This is a genomic window from Amycolatopsis panacis (assembly GCF_003600245.1).
In the GTDB taxonomy this organism is placed as follows: Bacteria; Actinomycetota; Actinomycetes; order Mycobacteriales; family Pseudonocardiaceae; genus Amycolatopsis; species Amycolatopsis sulphurea.
This window is the reverse complement of the sequence record NZ_QZFV01000032.1, coordinates 16,188-38,520: the sequence shown is the minus strand read 5'-3', so window position 1 is coordinate 38,520 and position 22,333 is coordinate 16,188. Positions and strand designations below refer to the sequence as shown.

Annotated in this window: 21 protein-coding genes; 14 read left to right on the top strand and 7 right to left on the bottom strand. The window is 68.3% G+C overall.

What is annotated here, in order from left to right; genetic code table 11:
- The first annotated feature begins 4 nt into the window (after window positions 1–4).
- The 3 genes from D5S19_RS02625 to D5S19_RS02615 all read left to right on the top strand — a co-directional run bounded on the left by D5S19_RS02625 (window position 5) and on the right by D5S19_RS02615 (window position 3,776).
- Window positions 5–1,798, top strand: a complete 1,794-nt coding sequence (locus D5S19_RS02625) for a sodium/solute symporter (protein ID WP_120021717.1) — start codon at window positions 5–7, stop codon at window positions 1,796–1,798.
- 394 nt (window positions 1,799–2,192) lie between these two features.
- Window positions 2,193–2,543: a rhodanese-like domain-containing protein gene (locus D5S19_RS02620; RefSeq protein ID WP_120021716.1), complete on the top strand. Its 351-nt coding sequence runs from the start codon at window positions 2,193–2,195 to the stop codon at window positions 2,541–2,543.
- A gap of 234 nt (window positions 2,544–2,777) precedes the next feature.
- On the top strand, window positions 2,778–3,776 hold the full coding sequence (locus D5S19_RS02615) for a DUF4328 domain-containing protein (protein WP_120021715.1): 999 nt from the start codon (window positions 2,778–2,780) through the stop codon (window positions 3,774–3,776).
- A gap of 10 nt (window positions 3,777–3,786) precedes the next feature.
- On the opposite strand, the gene D5S19_RS02610 is transcribed toward D5S19_RS02615, so the two are convergent.
- Complete coding sequence (locus tag D5S19_RS02610) at window positions 3,787–4,941, bottom strand: cytochrome P450 (protein WP_120021714.1); 1,155 nt, start codon at window positions 4,939–4,941, stop codon at window positions 3,787–3,789.
- Window positions 4,942–5,018: 77 nt separating this feature from the next.
- Here D5S19_RS02610 and D5S19_RS02605 point away from each other — a divergent pair, with 77 nt between their 5' ends.
- From D5S19_RS02605 to D5S19_RS02590, 4 genes are all read left to right on the top strand, one after another.
- Entirely contained in the window at window positions 5,019–5,894 is an 876-nt protein-coding gene (locus D5S19_RS02605) for a DUF5926 family protein (protein ID WP_120021713.1), read from the top strand.
- A gap of 174 nt (window positions 5,895–6,068) precedes the next feature.
- Window positions 6,069–6,422, top strand: coding sequence for a DUF952 domain-containing protein (locus D5S19_RS02600; RefSeq protein WP_199730313.1), 354 nt, complete (start codon window positions 6,069–6,071; stop codon window positions 6,420–6,422).
- Between the two features lie 122 nt (window positions 6,423–6,544).
- The gene (locus D5S19_RS02595; protein ID WP_233573678.1) at window positions 6,545–7,105 is read left to right on the top strand and encodes a SigE family RNA polymerase sigma factor; all 561 of its coding nucleotides are present in this window, start codon (window positions 6,545–6,547) and stop codon (window positions 7,103–7,105) included.
- The gene (locus D5S19_RS02590) at window positions 7,102–7,941 is read left to right on the top strand and encodes a hypothetical protein (protein ID WP_120021711.1); all 840 of its coding nucleotides are present in this window, start codon (window positions 7,102–7,104) and stop codon (window positions 7,939–7,941) included. The genes D5S19_RS02595 and D5S19_RS02590 overlap by 4 nt, the downstream gene beginning before the upstream one ends.
- Before the next feature lie 425 nt (window positions 7,942–8,366).
- Here the strand turns inward: D5S19_RS02590 and D5S19_RS02585 are convergent, their stop codons facing one another.
- From D5S19_RS02585 to D5S19_RS02575, 3 genes are all read right to left on the bottom strand, one after another.
- Window positions 8,367–8,921: a ferritin gene (locus D5S19_RS02585; RefSeq protein ID WP_199730295.1), complete on the bottom strand. Its 555-nt coding sequence runs from the start codon at window positions 8,919–8,921 to the stop codon at window positions 8,367–8,369.
- Between the two features lie 113 nt (window positions 8,922–9,034).
- Complete coding sequence (locus D5S19_RS02580) at window positions 9,035–10,258, bottom strand: arginine deiminase (RefSeq protein ID WP_199730311.1); 1,224 nt, start codon at window positions 10,256–10,258, stop codon at window positions 9,035–9,037.
- A 50-nt stretch (window positions 10,259–10,308) separates the two neighbouring features.
- Window positions 10,309–11,133, bottom strand: coding sequence for a CPBP family intramembrane glutamic endopeptidase (locus tag D5S19_RS02575; protein WP_120021708.1), 825 nt, complete (start codon window positions 11,131–11,133; stop codon window positions 10,309–10,311).
- Between the two features lie 22 nt (window positions 11,134–11,155).
- Here D5S19_RS02575 and D5S19_RS02570 point away from each other — a divergent pair, with 22 nt between their 5' ends.
- The gene (locus tag D5S19_RS02570) at window positions 11,156–11,623 is read left to right on the top strand and encodes a PPOX class F420-dependent oxidoreductase (protein WP_120021802.1); all 468 of its coding nucleotides are present in this window, start codon (window positions 11,156–11,158) and stop codon (window positions 11,621–11,623) included.
- Here D5S19_RS02570 and D5S19_RS02565 read toward each other — a convergent pair whose 3' ends face one another.
- Entirely contained in the window at window positions 11,624–12,424 is an 801-nt protein-coding gene (locus D5S19_RS02565) for a DUF2470 domain-containing protein (protein ID WP_120021707.1), read from the bottom strand.
- Window positions 12,425–12,635: 211 nt separating this feature from the next.
- Between D5S19_RS02565 and D5S19_RS02560 the strand changes: the two genes are divergently transcribed.
- Complete coding sequence (locus tag D5S19_RS02560; protein WP_267901061.1) at window positions 12,636–13,490, top strand: hypothetical protein; 855 nt, start codon at window positions 12,636–12,638, stop codon at window positions 13,488–13,490.
- On the top strand, window positions 13,487–14,125 hold the full coding sequence (locus tag D5S19_RS02555; RefSeq protein ID WP_120021705.1) for an IclR family transcriptional regulator: 639 nt from the start codon (window positions 13,487–13,489) through the stop codon (window positions 14,123–14,125). The genes D5S19_RS02560 and D5S19_RS02555 overlap by 4 nt, the downstream gene beginning before the upstream one ends.
- On the opposite strand, the gene D5S19_RS02550 is transcribed toward D5S19_RS02555, so the two are convergent.
- Window positions 14,122–14,790, bottom strand: coding sequence for a DUF998 domain-containing protein (locus tag D5S19_RS02550; RefSeq protein WP_233573677.1), 669 nt, complete (start codon window positions 14,788–14,790; stop codon window positions 14,122–14,124). The genes D5S19_RS02555 and D5S19_RS02550 overlap by 4 nt on opposite strands.
- Before the next feature lie 121 nt (window positions 14,791–14,911).
- The gene (locus tag D5S19_RS02545) at window positions 14,912–15,511 is read right to left on the bottom strand and encodes a TMEM165/GDT1 family protein (RefSeq protein ID WP_199730294.1); all 600 of its coding nucleotides are present in this window, start codon (window positions 15,509–15,511) and stop codon (window positions 14,912–14,914) included.
- Window positions 15,512–15,681: 170 nt separating this feature from the next.
- On the opposite strand from D5S19_RS02545, the gene cutA reads away from it, so the two are divergent.
- From cutA to cydD, 4 genes are all read left to right on the top strand, one after another.
- A complete protein-coding gene (gene cutA / locus D5S19_RS02540) occupies window positions 15,682–16,002 on the top strand; it encodes a divalent-cation tolerance protein CutA (RefSeq protein WP_120021799.1) in 321 nt (106 codons plus the stop codon).
- Window positions 16,003–16,194: 192 nt separating this feature from the next.
- Window positions 16,195–17,682 (top strand): cytochrome ubiquinol oxidase subunit I, encoded by a 1,488-nt coding sequence (locus tag D5S19_RS02535; RefSeq protein ID WP_120021798.1) that lies wholly within the window; start codon window positions 16,195–16,197, stop codon window positions 17,680–17,682.
- Between the two features lie 270 nt (window positions 17,683–17,952).
- The gene (gene cydB, locus D5S19_RS02530) at window positions 17,953–18,960 is read left to right on the top strand and encodes a cytochrome d ubiquinol oxidase subunit II (protein ID WP_120021703.1); all 1,008 of its coding nucleotides are present in this window, start codon (window positions 17,953–17,955) and stop codon (window positions 18,958–18,960) included.
- Window positions 18,961–19,004: 44 nt separating this feature from the next.
- On the top strand, window positions 19,005–22,265 hold the full coding sequence (gene cydD, locus D5S19_RS02525; RefSeq protein WP_120021702.1) for a thiol reductant ABC exporter subunit CydD: 3,261 nt from the start codon (window positions 19,005–19,007) through the stop codon (window positions 22,263–22,265).
- Window positions 22,266–22,333 lie beyond the last annotated feature (68 nt).

Sequence of the window (22,333 nt, the reverse complement as noted above, 5' to 3'; positions counted from 1 at the left end):
AGCCGTGGAGCTGAACCCGTGGGCGGTGGCCGGCCTCGTGCTGGTCGCCTTGGTGACCTACTACCTCGGGCACCACTCGTCGCGTTCGGCCACCAGCACGCACGATTTCCTGGTCGCCCGGCGCACAGTGCGATCGCGCCGAAATGCCGCCGCCATCTCCGGTGAGTATCTGTCCGCGGCCTCTTTCCTCGGCGTCGCGGGCATCGTGCTCAAGGACGGGGCGGACGCCACCTGGTACCCGATCGGGTTCACCGCCGGCTATCTCGCGCTGATGCTGTTCGTCGCCGCGCCGCTGCGCCGGTCCGGCGCCTACACCCTGCCGGACTTCGTGGAGATGCGGCTCGGCTCGCTCGGCCTGCGCCGCTTCGCGACGGCGTTCGCGGTGTTCATCGGCATCCTCTACATGGTGCCCCAGCTGCAGGGCGCCGGGCTCACCCTCGGTGAGATCGTGCCGGGAGCGCCCGCCTGGGCCGGCGCAGTCGTGGTGACGGTGCTCGTCGGGGCGAACGTGATGTTCGGCGGGATGCGGGCGATCACCCTGGTGCAGGCATTCCAGTACTGGCTCAAGCTGTTCGCGATCGCCGTGCCGACTTTCGTGCTGTGCATGGTCTTCTTCGCCGGCGGCGGCCCAGCCGGGATGCGTTCGCTCGGCGCGCCGGCGCCGCCCGTCTTCCCGAAGGACACCACCGTCTCGGTCAAGACGAACGTGACGGTGAAGGTCAACACCGAGACCTACTTCTACGCCTACGGTGAGATCGACGACGGCCCGGCGCGCGGTGCGGCGCATTGGTCACCGGCCGTGCCGCACAAGGTCGCCTCGGGCACCACGCTGAAATTCGCCGCGGGCACGCCGGTGCCGGTCGTGAGTGACATACCAGCGACCAACGACACCTGGCTACATCCGGCATCTGGCAAGATCACTGACCTGCTGCAGACATATTCGCTCATCTTCGCGCTGTTCCTCGGCACCATGGGCCTGCCGCACGTGCTCGTGCGCTTCTATACGAACCCGGACGGCAGGTCCGCGCGTCGCACCACTGTGCACGTGCTGTTGCTACTGGGCCTGTTCTACTTGTTCCCGACGATGCTCGGTGCGCTCGCCCGGATGTACGTGCCGCAACTACTGGTCACCGGCGATACGGACGCCGCGGTGCTGATGCTCCCGAGTGCGCTGCTGCCCGGGTTGCCGGGTCAACTCCTCGGCGCAATCGTGGCGGCCGGGGCGTTCGCGGCCTTCCTGTCGAGTTCCTCGGGCCTGCTGATGAGCGTGGCCGGGGTGGTGTTCACCGATCTGCTGCCGGGCCGGATCCGGGATTTCCGGGTGGCCACGGTGCTCGTCGCGCTCTGCCCGCTCGCGCTGACCTTCCTGGTCCGCACCGAGGATCTCTCGCTCTCGATCGGGATTACGTTCGCGCTGGCCGCCTCGACGTTCAGCCCGTTGCTGCTGCTGGGCATCTGGTGGCGCAAACTCAGCTGGCCGGGCGCGATGGCCGGGATGATCGCCGGCGGTGGTTCGGTGCTCGCCGCGCTGATCTACGACACCGTGTGCGGATACACCGGGACGGTGCCGCCGTGGTGGACCGTGCAGCCCGCGCTGATCTCGGTGCCCGCCGCTTTCCTGGTGACCTATGTGGTGAGCAGGCTGACCCGGTCCGGACGGCCGGAGCTGGTGAACGACATCATGCTGCGGCTGCACGCACCGGATCCGCTCGGTCTGGTGCAGGACCGGGTGGTCGCGCGGTTCGGGCAGGTGGACGACAAGGCCCGCACCGGCCGGGGACGGCACCGCAAGGCGTAGCGCCGCCTCACCCGACCGGCGGTGGTAGCGGAGGTTACAGCGCTGTGAAGGTTCCCTTCACAGCCTTCCGGGTCAGGGTTCCGGCAAAGTCGGTGTAGAGGTCTGTGAAGGGACCCTTCACGGACTCTGAGTCTGTGAAGGTTCCCTTCACAGACCCGAAACCGGTCCGGCGCACGCCACGAGGTGGTCGCACACACCTCCGCATCGCCCACTGCCGGGTCCCCGACCGACTTTGCCGACACCCTGGAATCGGAGGCTGTGAAGGTTCCCTTCACAGCCTCCGGGTAGGGACGCGCGTCATCGGCTGGACGCGCCGGCCGGACGGTTGCGCGCGGAGCACGAGCGTTAGCGTTCCTCACACGCGCACAACGTCACGACATGGGAGCATGGAACTGTGGTGAGTCCCGCCGAACTGCCGACCTCCGAGGTCCGCGACCTGCCCAAAGACGGCCTGGCCCTGCTCGACGTCCGCGAGGACGACGAATGGGCCGCCGGGCACGCCCCGGCCGCATTGCACATCCCGCTCGGCGAACTCCCGTCGAGGGTGGGCGAGCTGGACAAGCTGCCCGAGGACCAGCCGGTGTACGTGATCTGCCGCAGTGGGGGCCGCTCGGCCCGCGCTGCGGCCTGGCTGAACGCCACCGGCTGGGACGCGGTCAACGTAGCCGGTGGCATGGGTGCCTGGGCCCGGGAAGGCCGCCACATGGTGGCCGAAAACCCCGATGCGACCCCCGAGGTCCTCTGACGGATGTCCTCGCCCTCTGAGCCCGGCAGAGCCCCCGACCCCGCCAACGGCGAGGCCGCGAGGCCGTTGAGCCCAGGTGGCGATGGTGCCGCCGGTCGTCCGCCGGCGTCCGGCGGCCCGTCCGCAGGTCGGCCGGATCTCGCCCACCCCGGCTTGCCGGGGCAGGCAGCTCCACAAACCGCCTACGCTGGGCGAGAAGATCACGTGACCGCTGCACGTGCGCCGATCACTGGGATGACGTCGTCATTCACCGAGTCACCTGGCTATCCGCACCCGTTCACGGCCGCGCCGCAGGGCCACGTGTACCGCTCCGCCGCCCCGCAGACGCCGCAGCGTCGGACGGCGGCCCGGTTGCGCTGGGTCGCCTCGCCGCCGCCGGGAGCGGTTCGTCTGCGCCGCGCGGTGCCAGTGACGCCGTACGCCGGCCCGCCGTCGTACCCGACGACGCCGCGCTGGGGATTCCCGAATCTCGTGTGGCGCCGGCCGACCACCGTGCCGGGGACGGCTTCCGGCAGGGTCCGGCCGATCGAGCGCATCCCGGTCCTCGCGCAGAGCCTCGCCACGATCCTCTGGACGTTCGCGGCTCTCGCGGTGATCGCTGCCGGGGCCGAGATCTGGCGTTATGTGCTCCTTGTGCAGAGCCGAAACTCCGCGCTGAACACGGACGTGGTCGCCTTTTCCGACGCGTTCGTCGTCACGGCGGGCCTGCTCACCACGATCATGTCGCTGCTGCCCGCGGGCCTGTCGGTCTGGTGGCTGCTGGTCGCCCGGCAGGCCGCTGCCGAACAGGCCGACGAGCGTCCGGCCCGTCCGGTCTGGCAGGTACTCGTCGGGATACTGGTGCCGCTCGCGAACCTGCCGCTCGCACTGTCGGTGGTCGGCGAATTGGAGCACAGCGTCCTGCGCCGCCCCCGCGACGAGCGTCCGAAGCCGAGCCGGCTGGTGCTGGTGTGGTGGGCCGTGTGGCTGGTGAACTGGGTCCTGCTCGCCGCGACGATCATCTGGCGCACCCACTCCGGTGTCCAGGCGATGGCCGACAGCGTGGTCCTGGTCGCGCTGACCGATCTGGCTGCGGCCGGCCTGGCGATCGCCACGGCACTGGTCATCCGCCGGCTTTCCCGCCTGCTGATCCCGATCGCCACGGACCGGCTGCGCGAGATGCGCGTCCTCAAGGTCGATGGGGCACCCGAGCCGCAGCTGCGCACCGCACGTCCGGTGGGTGCTGCGCGCTGAAGCCACTCCGTCAGACGGTCACCGGCAGCGTCCGCAAGCCTCGGATGACGAATTCCGGTCGCCGTTGCGGCATCGCGGCCAGGCGAAGTCCGGGCAGCCGGGTGGTCAGCGCGGTGAGCGCCGCGGCGATCTCGACCCTGGCCAGCGGCGCGCCGACGCAATAGTGGATTCCCATGCCGAAGCCGAGGTGCGCGTTCGGCGACCGGCCGATGTCCAGCCGGTCCGGCTCGTCGAACACCTTCGGATCCCGCGCCGCGGCGCCGAGCAGCGCGCCGATCTTCTCGTCCTTGGACACCCGGAAACCCGCGATCTCCACGTCTTCGGTCGCGGTGCGTTCGAACAGCTGGAGCGGCGCGTCGAAGCGGATCAGCTCTTCCACGGCCGAGTCGAGCAGCGCGGGCGCGGACTTCAGCCGCTCCCACTGGTCACGGTAAGTGAGCAAAGCCGTCACGCCGTTGCCGATCACGTTCACAGTCGCCTCGTGGCCCGCCATCAGCAGCAGGACCGCCGTCGCGACCACCTCGTCCGCGCTCAGCTCGCCGGCCGTCAGATCCCGCACGATGCCGCCAGGTCCGTTGCGCACGACGTCACGCAGGTAGTCGACGAATTCGGCGGCGGCCTGCTCGGCTTCGTCGCGCCCGAACTCCGGCAGGCCGTACTCGTACATCTTCACGATGGCGTTGCTCCAGGCCACGAGCTGCGGCCCGGCCTCGATCGGCACACCGAGCAGCTCCGCGATCACCGCTACCGGCAGCGGCTGCGCGAGATGTTCGAGCAGGTCGGCGCTTCCGTCCGCGGCGATCTTGCCGGCCAGCGTGTCCACCATGGACTCGGCGAGGTCGGTGACCATCGGCCGCAGCCGCTGCACGTGACCCCGGCCGAACTCGCCGGCAATCACCCGGCGTAACCGGGTGTGCGCTGGAGGTTCGTTCTCCAGGAGGGAATTGCGGTGCAGGAGGTTGAACGAGGCGAACCGCTCCAGCGGTTGGGCGTCGGTCCAGATCCGGCCGAGCCCGCGATGCCGTAGTACTGCCGCCGAGGCCGCGTGCGAAACCGCGATCGCCAGGTTCAGGCCTCCGTGGTGGTGTACGTCTGCTTCTGCGCGCAACGCGGCGAAGGCTGGGTACGGGTCGGCGAGGAACGCAGGATCGCGAGGGTCGAACACTGGCCGACTCTAACCCGCGCGCCTCCGTACGCGGCCGCTTCGATAGCGTCGGGCGTCGAAGCTTTGAGGAGGCTGCAGTGGGTAAGGGCGCGCGTAAGAAGGGTCCTAAGCAGGACCGCAAGCCGAAGGTGCGCGACGTCTTCGTCGGCCAGCCCTTCGAGGGCCTGGCGGCCGAACCGGAGCTGATCGCGCTACGCGAGTTCGTCCCGTCGGCCACGGCGAAGCTGACCCTCGCCGACGGCGGCGACGTTACTCTCGGCACGGTGCTGCCCATGGCCGCGGCGGCGTTCGTCCGGTCCGACGGGGAGCGTTACCTCGGGCTTCAGGTGCAGACTCGTTCGTCGGACATCAGCCGGGACCTCGGCCGTGCGCTGCGCTGGTTGCAGGATGCCGAGCCGGGCGCGGTGCTGTCCGTACCGGACACGACGACGCCGACCGACCCCGACGAGCACAGCCGGCTTCAGGACTTGCTCACGCCCAGCGCTGAGCTGGAAGTGGCCCTGCACACCGACTTCGGCTGGTGGCTCCCGGACGACGCGGACGCCAGCGGTGACGTCGCGGTCTCCCTCGAACGCGCCAACGCGGCGATCATGCCGACCGAACGGCTCGGCGCCGGCGCCTACTGGGTGCTCGCCGGGGAGAAGGCGCACCTGCGCTGGGTCCGGCCCGAACCGGAGAACCTGCTGCTGCAAGCGCTTGCACGCCTGTCCGCGGGCGGCACGCTCGGCCTCGGCGAGGGCACCCGCTACGCCGGTTCGTTCCGGGCGCACGGCCTGCTGGTTCCGGTCTGGGACCTCGACCCCGAGGCCCACGCACGCGAGTGGGCGGAGCCGAAGGACCAGCTCGGCGCCCGCCTCCAAGAGGCCCTCAAGTCGCTCGACGCCGAACCACTGAACGCCACCGAACGCCGGGCCCGCGACGGGTTGATCGGACGGCAGCTCACCATCCGCTGACCCCTCGGCCAGCTAAGCCGAACCGCCCCCCGGCTGGTCTGTGAAGGGACCTTCACGGACTCTGAGGCTGTGAAGGGTCCCTTCACAGCTTTTGCACCCGAAGTAATCGACGCCGTACGGAGTTGTCCACCGGTGGACAACTCGATGCGGGCAATGCGATGCGACGATTGGTCCGTGATCCTCCACATCTGCAGCCGGGACGAATGGGCGGCGGTGCCCGCCGGCGGCGAATATCGTGCGCCGTCCCTCGATGACGTCGGGTTCATCCACTGTTCAGACCCGGGCACCGCCGTTCTGCCAGCCAACCGGATCTACCGGGATCGCACCGATCTGGTGCTCCTCGAAATCGATCCAGCGCTGGTGCCTGCACCGGTCCGCTGGGAGGACGGCGCCCCGCCGCACCCGGACGGAATCTGGTTTCCGCACATTTACGGGCCCGTTCCGCGAAACGCTGTGGTCGCGGTCCACGATTTCCCAACTGAGCCGAACGGTTTGCGGAAGCTGCCCGCGTCGCTTTCGCTGCGCTGAGAGTCATCTCCAGTGTACGGAAAGTAATACGCGGGTGTGGACAACCTGCGGGGGCGCCCATGCGTGCTGAGGATGACGGGGAACCGCCGTCCGGCAAGGCCATCCGGGGAGGGGGCGATACGGTGACGGCAGCCGCATCGCTCGTCGCGGGTGGTGGCCAGGTGTGGACGGAGCGCGAGGTCGACGGGGCGCGGCAGGCCGACTTCGCCGACTTCGTGCGGGCCGCGCTGCCCGGCCTGCTCCGGTATGGCCACGCGCTGACCGGCAATCCGCACGACGCCGCGGACCTCGTCCAGACCGTGCTCGAAAAGATCGGCACCCGCTGGGCCAACGTCTACCAGAAGACCGGCGACCCGATCGCCTACGTGCGGCGGTCCATGGCGAACGCGCACGTCAGCCGGTGGAGACGGACGCGGCGGGAAAGTCTCGTCGCGGATCCGCCGGAGACCAGCCCGTGCGCGCCGAAGGATCCCTTCGAGCACGAGCCGTTGTGGCAGGCGCTGCGGAATCTGCCGCCACGGCAACGCACGGTGCTGGTGCTGCGTTACTACGAGGGACTGTCCGAAGTGGAGATTGCCGAGGCGCTGGGCATCAGCCAGGGGACGGTGAAAAGCCAGGCGAGCAAGGCGATCGCGTCGTTGCGGGGGAAGCTGGGGCAACAGGAAGGGAGCGAGGCGGGGTGACCGGACCCGAAGACGAGCTGGACCAGCGGCTGCGCACCCTCTTCGCCGACGAACGCCTCGCCGTCGAACCGGCCGATGACGCCACGTCGGTGATCGTGGCGGGTGTGGCCCGTCGCCGTCGTCACCGGCGGATGCTGAACGCGGCCGCGGGCGTGGTGTGCGTGCTCACGATCGGTGCCGGCGGCCTCGTCGCGTTCCAGCTGCGCACGCAGGACACCGGTGTCGCGGTGTCCGCCCCGCCGGCGGCGGCCAGTGGCGCGTCTGCGGCACCGACTTCATCGTCGGCACCCCCGTCGACCACGTCGAAGGAGCCCGAACCGTCGTCGTCGGCGGTCGCGGTGCCGCCTCCGTCAGCCGAGATGCACTCTTCGCTCGAACCGTCGAAGCCAGGGACGTCGAAGCCCTCGCCCGGCCGAACGACCGTCCCGGCGTTGTCCGGCGCGTTGGTGACAGCCAGCGGTCTCGGCGCTGTGCAACTGGGGATGAGCGAGCAACAGCTGGCGGACAAGGGCGTCACCCTCACACAGGTGAAGGAATCCTCGGGCTGCAAGTACTACGACGTCACCGGTGCAGGTGTTCCCGCGGCGACCGCGGTGGTGTCCTCCGGTAAAGGCGTGGTCGCGGTGAAGCCGGTCGGCGCCGCGCACACTCCGGAAGGCGTCGGCGACGGTTCGACGAAGGACGACGTCGCCGCCGCGTATCCCGGTACGTCGGAAGCCTCGGGCGCCCTGGTCTCTCCGACCGGCGATCAAGGCACCTACCGGTTCACCCTCAGCTCGAACGGGGCGGTGCAAAGCGTCGAGGTCCGCACGGCGGCGCAGTCCTGCCTGAACTGACCCCCGGCTCTGATCACCTGGCGTTACCATCTGGCGTGATCATCCGTCGTGTGGCCACCTGGCGCGACCACACTGCGATCACCTGCTCTGAGCATCCGATGCGGTCATCTGGTTGAACGTCCAGTGCGACCATCTGGTGTGGTCATCTGGTTTGAACGTCCGGCGTGACATCCCGTGTGGTCATCTGGTTTGAACATCCGGTGAGACCCCGGTGTGGCCATCTGGTCTGAGCATCCGGTGAGACCCCGGTGCGATCACCTGGTCTGGCCACCTGGCGTGCCCATCCCGTGCTGGGGATGGGCACGTCGGCTCGCCCCGGCCATCCCCAGAATCGCAGTGCGGCATCCACAGGTGGACAAATCCCGTCATGACAAGAGCCCGGGTTGTCCACATGTGGACAACCCGGGCTCCGGAGTCTGTGCTGCTTACAGTGCGCCACCGGCGACCGGGGGCATGGCGGCATCGGCGGCGCCGCTGTCGCCGACGGATTCGCGGTGCAGGAACTTCTCGATCTCGTACACGTTCTCACCCGCGCGGCGGGCGACGGTGAGCAGCGTGGACATCTGCGAGATCTCCTCCACCTGCTCCTTGAGGAACCACTGCGTGAACTGCTCGCTGATGTAGTCCTCCTCGGCCCGGGCGGCCCGCGCCATCGCCGAGATGTCCGCGGCCACCTCCTTCTCCTGCTCCAGGGCGAGTTCGATCAGCTCGATCGGCGCGGAGAACTCGTTGCGGACCTCGCTGGTGCCGGGGATCTCGACGTGGTGGTCGCGGTCGAGCATGTACTGGACGAGCGCCATCGCGTGATTACGCTCCTCCACCGACTGCTGGTAGAAGTGCTTCGCGAGCTGGGGCAGATCCTCGTTGTCGAACCAGACGGCCAGCGCGATGTACTGCTGGGCGGCGTTGAACTCGTTGTGGATCTGCGCCTGCAGCAGTTCGTAGAACTTCGAGCGGGGTTCTTTCTTCGTGACGGCCATGTCCATCACGGTACGACACGGAGCCATTGTTTTCCACTGTGATCTGGTGATCTCCACCCTATTAGGTTTACCATTCCTAATGAGCCACGGTGATTATTTCGGTTAGCCTTCCCTTAATGATTGAGGATTGATGAGGAAAGGCTAACTTGGGTGGTGCCGGTATCCCGCCGGACCGGACAGGACATGCACCGCGGCCCGCCCCGGCCGGAGCCGAGTTCGGAGCCGGTGATCGGCAGCACCTCGATGCCCGCCGCGGTCAGCCGCTCGTTGGTCTCCACGTTCCGTTCGTACCCTACGACCACGCCGGGCGCGAGTGCGAGTGTGTTGTTGCCGTCGTCCCATTGTTCGCGCTCGGCGGTGACCGGGTCGAGGCCGGTATCGATCACGCGCAGCCGTTCGATCCCCATTGCTTCGGCGGCCGCGTCGAGAAATGGCGCGGGGCCGGCTACTTTTACCCCGCCGTCGCCAGTCGGCCGGATAGTGAAAGCGGTGAGGGAATCGCGCGCGAGCGGATACATCACCACGGCGTCGGTATCGACCATTGTGCATACGGTGTCGAGATGCATTGTCGCGCGGGATTGTTCGATCGGCACCGCGACGACAGTATGTGCGAGACCGTCTGCGAAAACGGAGCGCGCCAATGATTCCGCGCCGGCCGGAGTGGTGCGTTCACCGACGCCGATGGCCAAAACTCCGGGCGCCAGCAGCATCACGTCGCCGCCCTCGATCGGTGCGGAATGCGCGCCGTACGCGCGTGCCGCATGCCGGAACCGCGGGTGGTAGGCGTACACGAGATCCAGCACCGCCGTCTCCCGCATCCGAGCGGGCATGGTCAGCGACGAGATGGCGACACGGTCTCCGATCCACGCTGACGAATCGCGCGTGAATAGCAGATTCGGCAGGGGGTCGACGGCGAAGTCGCGCGGGCCGTGCATCATCCGCACCAGCGACGCGCCTTCCGCCGAAGGCAGCTCCTCGAAGGTCATCCCGGCCATCAGCACTTCGGCGAGGCTGCGCGCGTCGACGCACGCCAGGTGCGACCTCAGCGAGTCCGCCAGATCGGTGCCCAGCCGGCGGTCGTCCACCGCCGCGTGCACGCCCGCGGCGTGCGCCCGGGGATCTTCGAGCGCGGTCCGGAGCGTGTCGGAGAGCAACAGGACCTCGACGCCGCGGCTGCGCAATACCTCGGCGAATGCGTCGTGCTCCTGCTGTGCCCGATCCACCCAGGGGATCGAGTCGAACAGCAGCTGGTCGTTGTTGCGCGGGGTCAGCCTTTTGAGCTCGTTACCCGGTCGGTGCAGCAGAACCGCACGGAGAGGCCCGACTTCGCTGTCCACTCGTGGTGGTGCTGTCATCTCGCTCACCAGGCGAGCCTAATGAGCGCGCGTCACGGGAGCCAGGAAACGTGGCCTTTCAACAGCGAATACCCGACGAAAGACACGATGTCGAACAGGGTGTGCGCGGCCACCAGCGGCCACAGCCGGTTGGTGCGCTGCCAGACCCGGCCGAAAACCAGTCCCATCACCAGGTTTCCGGCGAATCCGCCGAAGCCCTGGTAGAGGTGATACGACCCGCGCAGCACGGCCGCGCCGAGCAGCGAGGCGTTCTCGCGGACGCCGAGCTGGCGCAACCTGGTCAGCAGGTACCCGACGACGAGCACCTCCTCGGCGAACGCGTTGCCGAAGGCGGAGGCGGTCAGCGCGATCGGCCGCCACCAGCTGCTGTCCAAAGTGGAGGGCTGGACCGCCAGGCTGAAGCCGAGATGGTACGAGAGAAAGTACAGGCCGAGGCCGGGAATCCCGATCACCGCGGCGATACCGATCGTGACCAGGGTGTCGAAACGCGGGCTGCGGCGGTCGAGGCCGAGGTCGCGCAGCTTCACCCCGGCCCGCCAGAGCAGGTACAGGCCGAGCCCGCCCCAGCCGATCAGCTGCGCCGCGTTGAGCAGCTGCTGGAGCAGGTCCAGCAGGCTGGCCGCGGCCCGCGGGACGTTCAGCTGGGCCTGCTGCTGTGCCAGCGGGACCGGTCGGAGCAGAGAGTCCATAAGGGACAGCAGGCTGCGCGCCCCGGACAGGCCGAGGGTGATGCCGAAGACGAGCACCAGTTCGACCTTGATCGCCCGGCGCTGCCCGGGGTCGGTGACCTGCGCCGGGAAATCCGGCAGCGCGGGCCGAAGCCAGGAGCGCAGGCCCGATCGCTCTGTGGTGCTCATGACCGCACGCTACCGTCGGGTTATGCCGAGGACTATCGCCACCAACACGAAGGTCGAGCGGGCCGAACTCGTCGAGTTCCTCAAGTCCCGCCACCGCGCGATCCTGGTCACCACCCGCGCCGACGGCCGTCCGCAGCTGTCGCCGAACACCTGCGGGGTCGACGACCGGGGCCGGATCGTCATCGCGACCTACCCGAAGCGGGCGAAGGTCGTCAATCTCCGCCGCGAGCCGAAGGTCTCGGTGTGCGTGCTGTCCGATGAGTGGAACGGTCCGTGGGTCCAGGTGGACGGCACCGCGGAGGTGCTCGATCTCCCGGATTCGGTCGAGCCGCTGGTGGAGTACTTCCGCGCGATCTCGGGCGAGCACCCGGACTGGGACGAGTACCGCGAGGCCATGCGGACGCAGGGGAAGAGCCTGATCCGCATCACCATCGAACGCTGGGGGCCGTTGGCGACCGGTGGTTTCCCGCCGGAGCTTGGGGACGGCTGATCAGCCGCTGGAATGCCGGTGGTGCAGGAACGGGCAGCCGAGCAGACGGCGGAGTTCCGCAGCCAGCTGCGGAGGGCCTTCGACCGTCCGGGAGAACGCCAAGCGAACGTCGTGGTCGCCGGTCGCGGATTCGACGCGCAGACGCAGGCCGAAGCGGTCGAGGCCGAGCGGGCGGATGCGCCCGCCGTGCAGCTGCGGAGGCAGGTGGCGGGCGAGCTGGTCCACGACGTCGGGGTGGTCGCTTTCCAAGTGCCGCAACCACTCGGCCTCGTAATCGTGGAACGGGTCCGGTGGGGCCGCGCTGAACATGTGCGGGCGCAGCGAGTGCGTGCCCTCCGCGTCCGCCAGCACGAGGGACGCCGGGGTCAGCCGGAGCAGGGTGACGCCGTGGCCGACGTCGAGCAGCCGGTAGTCCGGTCGCTCGTCGGCGATCGCGATCGCGCGGGCCCGCGCCGAGACCGCGGTCAGTGGCCGGAGCCACCCGGTTATCCACAGCAGGCCGCGGATCGGTTCCCGCAGCGGTACCGGGGCGTGGTCGGCGAGCTCGACCATGACGGCGAGCTCGCCGCGCTGAGACTGCCGGGATGCCTGCACCATCGGGTGCTCATCCGGCAGAAGAATGCTGACGCTGCCGCTGTGGTGCACGTGATGCAACACGGGGGTCACACGTTCGACGTCGCAGCCGGCGCGTTCGACGGTCGGGATGATCGTCGCCGGACCGTTTCGCGTCGCGATCGTCTTGGCCCGCTCGGCGGGGTTCGGCGCGGGCGGGCGGCGGACGGATGTCGGGGCCTCGGTCACGGCTCACCTCCTACTTAGGTGAGCCTAACCTGACTATCCCGGTCTTGGGAAGGGTGGATCCCGAGGGGTTCACTCAGGGGGTACGAGCTGTGGTTGGGTCCGCCACGGGAGGCCTGGATGCCTGGCTTCGGGGCTCGCTGAGGGTGTCCGCAGAGCGAACGATTTTGTCCTCATGTCGTACGCTACTAGCGTGTCAGTCGTGTCAAGCGCTGTGGAACTCACGCCCCCCGGCCCTCGTGGAATTCCGCCCCTGTTCGCGCGGCTCGTCGATGACTCGGCGTTGTTCCCGCCCGCGGACGCCGCCATGCCCGACGCTCTCCGTGCGCACTTCGCTTCGCGCACCGGAGAACACGCGGGGGTGCTCGGAGTTTTCCTCTGCCAGGCTTCCCGGTTGCCCGAGTTGATCACCGAGCTGATCAAGATCAAGCCGAAGGAGCCGTTGCCGCTGTCCCTGATCATCGATACCGGCCTCGGCGGCGTGCCGAAGGCCATCTCGATCGTCGAGTCGCGCAGTGAGCTGCTGTCGCTGCGGATGGTGGAGATGCCCGCGCCGTCGGACGTCGACGAGGTGTGGCTGGAGCGGGTCTCGGAATTCGTGCCCGAGGACGTCATCCGGGTGGTCGAGCCGCGTCGCGGCGTCGGCTGGCTGGACGGCGTACGCAAGGTGATCGAGCACGGCAGCTGGCCGAAGATCCGCTGTGGCGGACAGGCGGGTGAGAACTTCCCCAGCGTGGACGAGGTCGCGGACTTCCTGTCGGTGGTCAGCGGCGCGCCCGGAGCGTCGTTCAAGGCGACGAACAGCCTGCACCGCGCGGTCCGGCACGTCGACCCGGATAGCGGCTTCACCCACCACGGCTTCCTCAACATCCTCGTCGCTGCCGCGCGCTGCCTGTCGGGCGGCGACGTGCGCGAAGCGCTGGAATCGACGGACGGTCAGTCGCTGGCCGACGAAGCACGCTCGTTGCCCGAGCCGGCTGCGAAGTCGGTTCGAGAGCTCTTCGCGTCGTACGCGGCGGCTTCGTTCGACGAGCCGGTAGCCGATCTGGGCGAACTCGAGCTGTTGTGAGCCGGGAGGGGTCGCTGACCCTCGATCGGGGGCTGGCGCTGTTGCAGGCGGTGGCCGACTCGGGAGATCAGGCGGCGACCATCTCCGAACTGGCGGTCACGATCGGTGCCAGCCGGGCAGCGGTGTACCGGCTGCTGGTTCCGTTGACCGAGCGTGGCCTGATCTGGCGCGACGGCGCGAAGGTGCGGTTGGGCATCGGCGTACTGCGTCTCGCCGGACAGGTGCTCCCTCAGCTTCGCGAAGCAGCTCGTCCGGTGCTTCGCGAGCTTGCGGAGGCTGTCGGTGCGACAGCGCACCTGACGGTGGCGCAGGGCGATCAGGCGCAGGCTGTCGCCGTGGTGGAGCCGTCTTGGACGAACTACCACGTTGCCTACCGCGTGGGCAGCCGTCACTCGCTCAACGTGGGCGCGGCAGGGCGTGCGATGGCGTTGCGACCTGGCGGCGACGGCTGGGTCAGCTCCACCGGCGAACTCGAAGCCGGTGCGTCGGGCGTGGCTGCGCCGGTCCGCGGCGTCGCTGGGCTACGCGCGAGCGTTGGCGTCGTCTCGTTGGAACAGTTCGACAGCAGCGTCGTCGGGCCGCGGGTCGTGGCCGCGGCGAAGAAGCTTGCCGAGGTACTGCGCGTCGAGGCTTAAGCCTTCCGGGAGACGGCGAGCAGTGGCCGCACCATGGTGAGTAGCAGCGCCAGGTCGACGGTGAACAGCAGGCGCTCGAACAGGCCGAGCGTCACCTCTTGCTGCGTCGGGTCGGTGAGCAGCGTCAGCACGAATCCGCCGAGAACCACTGCGACGCTCGCGAAGCTACCCAGGGCCAGACAGCGGATTGCCGTACGGCGCTGTTCCCACGGACAGGTCAACTGGCCGCGACGGGTGAGTAGCAAGGCGGCTGTCGGCAGTGCCAGGAATGCGGTGAGCGCGGCGACGTTGTGCAGCTGTCCGTCGAAGGTGCGCGCTTGTCCGTCTGGATCGACCGGGACCGTCGCACACACTGTGAGGCCCGCGCACCACACGCCAAGCAGCACGACGACGGCGGGGGAACGCCGTGCCCGCACCAGCCCGGCGAGCAGCGCGAGTGATCCCAGGGCGAGCGCTAGGCACATGGTGCCGAACAGCGGTGCCGCCGAGCGGTCGCCGAGCCGGCCGTAGACGTACTCGGACAGCGTCTGCCACACCGGGCTGACTTGCGTCGACAGCCGCAGGTGTAGGTCGGCTGCGATCACTACGGCGACACCAATACCCACGAGCGCGAGCCGGCCGTGTACGGGGGACACGGCCGTACGCGGGATCGCGGATGTCGGCACGGGTTGCTCCTCTGCGATCATGGCAAAGGGCAAGGCCCGGCTTCATCGCCGGTTCACCTTGCCCTCATCCATGGGTTGTGCAGAGGTTAGCTGCTGTTCCTGTGAAACCACCGTAGAGCGGTCACCACATCAACTGGGCCAACGCGAACACTGCGAAGCCGGCGAAGACGAACCCGGCGACGCGCTGGATCAGCTTCGGCCGGATCCGGCTGCGGATCTTGGCGCCGAGGAACACTGCGAGCCCGGCGACGGACACCAGCGCGACGAAGGCGCCCATGCCGACCGCGACGGGGTTGCCGATGCGCGCGACGAGGCCGGCTGTCGCAAGCTGTGAGGCGTCTCCCCACTCCGCTGCGAACAGCACTCCGAACGACGTCAGCGCGGAGCGGAGGAAGGACAGCTGGGTCGGGCCTGAGCGCGAAGCGTCTTCGCCTGCTTCGTCGCCTTCGCGGAAGCCTTCGCGCAGCAACATGAACGAGCCGATGCCGAACATCACAGCGACCAGCACTGAAACCAACGCGTCCGGAAGCAGGGTGAGCATACTGCCGAATGCGACCGCGATAACACATTGCAGAGCGAATGCCGCGCAGACCCCGGCGAATACCGGCCAGGCGCGGAATCGGGTCGTCAGCACCAGGGTGGCAACGAGCGTCTTGTCCGGCAGTTCGACAGCGAGGACCAGGCCGAACGCGCTGGCAAGCGCTATCAGAGCGGAAGACATGAGCGTGACACCCCCTTTCGCTGCAACGATAAAGGACGGGTTCAGAATGGGGCAAGCTGATGGGTTTCTCGAATTGCCGGATACGTCCGCGTGAATAGGCCGTGCAGGGCCGGCTGATTATTTTTTTCGGCGCACCGAATTCCGGAATCCGGGTGCGGTACGGTGCGGCCATGCCTGCTGACCACGTCGTCGTCCTCACGACGGTCGACTCCGAGGCCGCTGCCCGCACGCTCGCCGCAAGCGCGGTCGAGGCCCGGCTCGCCGCATGTGCCCAGATCGTCGGCCCGATCACCAGCGTTTTCCGGTGGGAGGGTGAGGTGCAGACCGGGACCGAGTGGCGGATCGAGTGCAAGACGCCGGCGGATCGGGCGGGTGCGCTGGAGGAGTTCCTCAACGTGCGCCACACCTACGACCTGCCCGAGGTGGTGGTCATGCCGATCAGCGGCGGCAGCCCGCGGTATCTGGGGTGGCTGGTGGACGAGACCCGCTGAGCCTCGCCACCTGATCGGGCGTATCTACGAGTTGTCCCCAACCGGTCCTGGTTGGGCACCACCCTGGGGTGGCGCCCTGGTCGGGCGACATGTCCGGGTTCTGCTGCGGATGGTGGTGCGGGACGTTGGTCCCGCACGGCTCAGGACGTGTTGAACTGGCTCGGGAACGGGCTCGCGCGCAGGATCGGACACGTGGATGTCCTGGAGCTCGCGCGGTGGCAGTTCGGCATCACCACCGTCTACCACTTCCTGATGGTCCCGCTGACCATCGGACTCTCGGTGCTTGTCGCGGCCATGCAGACCGCGTGGGTGCGCACCGGGAAATCGCGGCACCTCAAGATGACGAAGTTCTGGGGCAAGCTGCTGCTGATCAACTTCGCGATGGGCGTGGTCACCGGCATCGTGCAGGAGTTCCAGTTCGGCATGACCTGGAGCGCCTACTCGCGGTTCGTCGGCGATGTCTTCGGCGCGCCGCTGGCGATGGAGGGGCTGGTCGCCTTCTTCGTCGAGTCGACCTTCCTCGGCCTGTGGATATTCGGCTGGGACCGGCTGCCCAAGAAGGTGCACCTGGCGTGCGCGTGGGCGTTCTCGCTGGCGACGGTGGCCTCGGCCTACTTCATCCTGGCTGCGAATTCGTGGATGCAGCATCCGGTGGGTGTCGAATTCGTGAACGGCAAGCCGACGATGAACTCGATCGGCGCTGTACTCACGAATAACACCGCACTGGCTGCGATCCCGCACACGCTGGCCGGTGCCTTCTCGGTGGCGGCGGCGTTCCTGGTCGGGGTCGCCGGCTGGCACCTGTGGCGCAAGCGCACCGCGTCGGACGAGCACCGCGACGTGTGGCGTTCCTCGCTGCGGCTGGGTGGCTGGGTCGGGGTTGTCGCGTTCGCCGTGCTGGCGATCACCGGCGATACCCAGGGCAAACTGATGTTCGAGCAGCAGCCGATGAAGATGGCTTCGGCGGAAGCGTTGTGCCACACGGAAAAACCGGCGAGCTTCTCGATTCTCGCGATCGGCGACGTGGCGAACGCGAACTGCGAGGACGTCAAGACCTTCACCGTGCCGGCGTTGCTGTCGTTCCTCGCGCACAACGACTTCTCCACCGAGGTCAAGGGGGTGGAGAACCTCATCGGCGAGTACCAGGCGAAGTACGGCACGAACTATCCGAACGACCCGGATCTCGGCCCGCTGGCCGGAAAACCGATCGACTACGTGCCGAACCTGCCGGCGACCTACTGGGGATTCCGCGTGATGATCGGCTTCGGCGCGATCTCGGCCGGGATCGGCGTGCTGGCGCTGTGGCTCACCCGCCGCGGCCGGATCCCGGGCAACCGGTGGTTCCCGCTGCTCATGTTGGGCGGCATCGCGACCCCGTTCATCGGCAACAGCGCCGGCTGGATCTTCACCGAGATGGGTCGTCAGCCGTTCGTGGTCGCGCCCAACCCGACCGGCGTGGAGGGCATGTGGATGTTCACCGCGCAGGCGGTCTCGAAGCTGACCGCCGGTGAGGTGCTGACCTCACTGATCGCGCTGACCGCGCTTTACCTGGTCCTGGGCGTGGTCGAGCTGTACCTCATGCGCAAGTACGTCCGCGGCGGCGTCGACGCGGTCATGCCACCCACCTCGTCCTCCTCGAAGGAAGACTCCGATGACGATGCCCTTTCGTTCGCCTACTGACCCGGTGGGGTGGGGATGGGTGCGACCCACCTCACCGGCCACCTTCTCGATCGGGGCATTGCCGGGTCGGCCGGGTTTCGCCTCTGGTGCCGCCGCTGCTGGCTCCGATGGCGCCGCCGCTCCCAACGCAGCCCCCACCCGTCCCGGGGGACGGCCCCGCACCCAGTGTAGTCGGGTGATTGCTCTCACGGGTTACCCACAGCGAATCTGTGGACAACCTGCCGGGTTGTGGATAACTCCGTGCGACGTGGTTCGGGGAGGTGCTGGGCGATGACGCTCGAAACGGTCTGGTTCGCGATCATCGCGGTGTTCTGGCTGGGGTATCTGTTCCTCGAAGGGTTCGACTTCGGGGTGGGGATGCTGCTGCCGGTACTCGGCCGGAGCAACACCGAGCGGCGGGTCATGGTCAACACCATCGGCCCGGTCTGGGACGGAAACGAGGTCTGGCTGATCGTGGCCGCGGGGGCGACGTTCGCCGCGTTCCCCGGTTGGTATGCCTCGCTGTTCTCCGGGGCGTACCTTCCACTGCTGCTCGTTCTGCTCGCGCTGATCGGGCGCGGGGTCGCCTTCGAGTATCGCGGCAAGGTGGATTCCGAGCGCTGGCGCCGGACCTGGGACCGCGTGATCATGATCGGCTCCTGGGTGCCGCCGCTGGGAATCGGGCTCCTGCTGGCCACGACCGTGCTCGGGTTGCCGCTCGATCCGCAAGGCAACCGGGTGGGCTCGGCCTTCGAAGCGGTGCGGTGGGACACCCTGCTCGGCGCGCTCGCCGTGGTCGGGTTCTCGCTCGTGCACGGCGCGGCGTTCCTCACTCTCAAGACCACCGGCGAACTGCGTGCCCGCGCAAGGAAGCTGGCCATGCGGATACTGCCGATCGGGCTGCTGCCGATGCTCGCGTTCCTCATCGTCGTGCAGGCCCGCCAAGGTGCGCTGTGGACACTCATCTCACTTGTGGTCAGCGTCCTTGCCGGAGTCGTGGCCTGGCTGCGGCTGTACGCCGACCGGGACGGCCAGGCGTTCGCCGCGCTCGGGGTGCTGATCGCCGCGGCGGCGGTCACGTTCTTCGGGGCGCTGTACCCGGACGTCCTCCCGTCCACCGGTGACCCGGCGAACTCGCTGACCATCGCGCACGCGGCAGCCAGCCCGTACGCGCTGAAGGTGATCACCTGGGTCGGCGCGTTCGGTGCCCCGGTGGTGCTGATCTACCAGGGTTGGACCTATTGGGTGTTCCGCAAGCGCATTGGTGTGCAGCACATCCCGGCGGTGCACGCACCGTGACCACGCTTCCCGGCCGCGCACCCCTTTCCGCCACGTGGTCCACAGTGGACCCAGTGCGGCCGGGCAAGGGTCCGCTCGGCGCGCTCCCGGCACTCGGGCCGGCCGCGCGCCGAGCGCTGATCCTCGTTGCGCTGCTCTCGCTGCTGAATGCAGCTTTCGTTGTAGCGCAAGCAATTCTACTGGCCGACGTGCTCGCATCCATTGTCTCTTCCGGTACTGGGGGTCGTACCGTCCAGTTGGCCGCGCTGTTCGGGCTCGTCGCCGGACGAGCGTTGGCCGGCTGGGCGGTGCGCGTAGTGTCGGCCCGCGCCGCTGCCACGGCACAGCGGGACTTGCGTGCCCGCGTGGTGGACCACGCACTTAGTCTCGGCCCGGAATGGCTCGCCCGGCGCGGGCACGGCGAACTCACCACGCTCGTCACCCGCGGTCTCGACGCACTCGACGCCTACTTCCGTGAGTACCTCCCGGCGCTGATTACCGCTGCGGTGGTCCCTCTCGCTACCGGCGTGGCGATCCTGTGGACCGATTGGCCGTCCGCGGTGATCATCGCCGGCACTGTTCCGCTGTTGCCGTTTTTCGCCGTGCTGGTAGGGAAGTTCACCTCGGACCGGGTTTCCGGGGCGACGGATGCGGTGCACCGGATGTCCGGCCTCCTGCTCGAATTGGTGCGTGCGCTGCCGGTTCTCACGGCGTTCCGGCGGGCCGGCGCGCAGGCGGAGACCGTCCGGAAGCTGTCCGAACGCCACCGGCGTGCGACGTTGAAAACGTTACGAGTGGCGTTTTCCTCGGCTTTCGTGCTCGAACTGGCGGCCACGTTGTCGGTCGCGCTCGTCGCAGTGGTGATCGGTGTCCGGCTCGTGTCGGGATCGTTGCCGCTGGCTGTCGGGCTGGCCGTGCTGATCCTGGCACCCGAGTGCTACCAGCCGATCCGTGCGGTCGGCGCGGCGTTCCACGCGAGTGAGGACGGCGTGGAAGCGGTCCGCCGGGTGAGCGCGGTGCTCGCGGAACCGGCTCCGCCCGCGGGAAACCGGATCGCGCCCGAGGGATCGTTGGTCGTCGCGGACCTGAAAGTCGCTCGACGCCAGGGTTTTGCTCCCGACGGCGAGAGCTTTTCGGTACAGCGAGGGGAGATCGTGTGGTTGCGCGCGCCCAGCGGTGGCGGAAAATCGACCACTTTGGCGACGTTGCTGGGGTTCGTGCCGTCCTATGCCGGCTTGGTGCACATCGGCGGCGTTCCCCTTGCGGACGTCGATCTTGCACGGTGGCGCGCAGACGTCGCTTGGGTGCCGCAGTCGCCGGTCTTTACTGGCGGCACCGTGCGTGAAGAGCTGGCCGTCACCGGTGCAGACATCGGTGAAGTGCTCGCTGACCTGGGATTATCCGGCCTTGCGGACCGTGCGGTAGACCAGCTTTCTCTCGGCCAGCGGCAGCGCGTTGCAGTGGCACGGGCGCTGCTGCGAGTGCGTTCCGGGGCATGGCTGCTCTTGCTGGACGAGCCGACTGCGCACCTCGACGAAGCCAATGCCCGCCGGGTTCTCGACGCTGTGGACAAGGCGGTCGCGAACGGGGCAGCCGCGGTGATTGCCGCCCACGAACGGTCCACAGCCGTCACGGTTGTGGATGAAAAGCCGTTACGTGCTGTGGAAAACCCTGTGGATGAATTGCCAGGGCAGAAGCCGTTGCCGTGGCGGCTGGTGATGGATCGTCGATTGCTCGGCGGCGCTGTCCTCGGCGCGGTCGCCTTGCTGGCCGGAATCGCGCTCACCGCGACGTCCGGGTGGTTGATCGCCAAGGCGTCGCTGCAGCCGCCGATCCTCACGCTCACCGTTGCCGTCGTGGGTGTGCGCGCGTTTGGCCTGGGCCGAGCTGGTCTCCGCTATGCAGAACGCCTTGTGACGCACGATGCCGCGTTTCGGATCGCAGCGCGGCTGCGGGTTCGGCTGTGGAACGCGCTGGTACGCCAAGGTCCGGCGCGAAGCCTCAGCGCAGGCGAGAGTCAACGGCGGTTGGTGACTGACGTCGATACGGTGCGTGACCTCTTGCCCAGGGTGGTTTCCCCGCCGATCGTGGTCGGATTGGTCGCTATCGGAGCGATTGCCGTGCAGACGGCCGTGTTGCCCTCGGCCGGTTTGGTGCTTGCCGTGGCAGTGCTGGTCGGGCTGGCCGCGCCACTTGTCGCAGTGCGAGTGGAGCGCCGTGCGACTTCGACATTGGCAGCTGGACGGCGTGATGTTGGCGTCCAGGTGCTGGTGCTGTTCTCTTCCGCCGCGGAGCTTCTCGCGTACGGATCGGCGGCCACTCGCCGCCGAACGCTGGGCGACACCGACACTCGGCTGACGACCGCCATCCGGCGGCAGGCTCTCGGTGCCGGCGCGGGGGAAGCGTTGATCACACTCGTCATGGGCGCGGCTGCGGTGGTGAGCGCGATGTTGGCTGCGCAGGCCGTTACCGCGGGTCAACTCGCTGGGGTAATGGCGCCGTTGCTGGCGTTGGTTCCCTTGGCGCTGGCCGAGGTTTTGGCGATGCTTCCACAATCGGCAGCGCATGGGGACACCTTGCGCACAGCCCGGATCCGCTTGGCCGCTGTGGACACATTCACGGACGGTCATCCACATGTGGACAGCTTGGCTGAACACGCTGTGGATGGAACCGATGCGGCAGGCCGGGACGAGAGCGTGCCGGTAGTGCGGCTTCGCGGGGCCGAGCTGGGCTGGCCGGGGAGACCGGCGGTGCTGGAAGGTGTCGATCTGGAGGTGCCGGCCGGGGCGTACGTCGCGGTGGTTGGGGCGAGCGGGGCAGGAAAATCGACGTTGGTCGCGGCTTTGCTGGGATTCCTCACGCCTCGGGCGGGGGAGGTCGTCGCTCCGGGCCGGGTGGCGTGGGCGCCTCAGGAGCCGATGCTGGTTTCGACCACGGTCGCGGAGAATCTGCGGCTCGCGGATCCTCATGCGGATCCTGACCAGCTGCGGCGGGTCCTCGATCAAGCGCAGTCGCCCAATCTTGACTTGGCGACAGTGCTCGACAGCGCGGGTGCCGGGTTGTCCGGTGGGCAGGCGCAGCGGGTCTCCGTCGCGCGGGCACTGCTGGCCGCGCCCGCGGCAGATCTGGTCTTGCTGGACGAGCCGACGTCCCAGCTCGACGAGCCGACCGCGCGTGCGTTGCGAGCGGCGCTTCGTTCCGGACTGGCCGGCCGCACGGTTGTGCATGTGACGCACAGCGCGGAAGAAGAAGTCCAGGCCGACGTCGTGTTCGAGGTGCGTGACGGTCGTGTTGTGCGCCGCGTCGCGCCGCTGGTTACAGCCTGACGAGGAGCCTTTGGTGACGGTCACGATTACGGGTGCCGGGTGGCGGCACGCGCTAGGGTCAAGGTTGC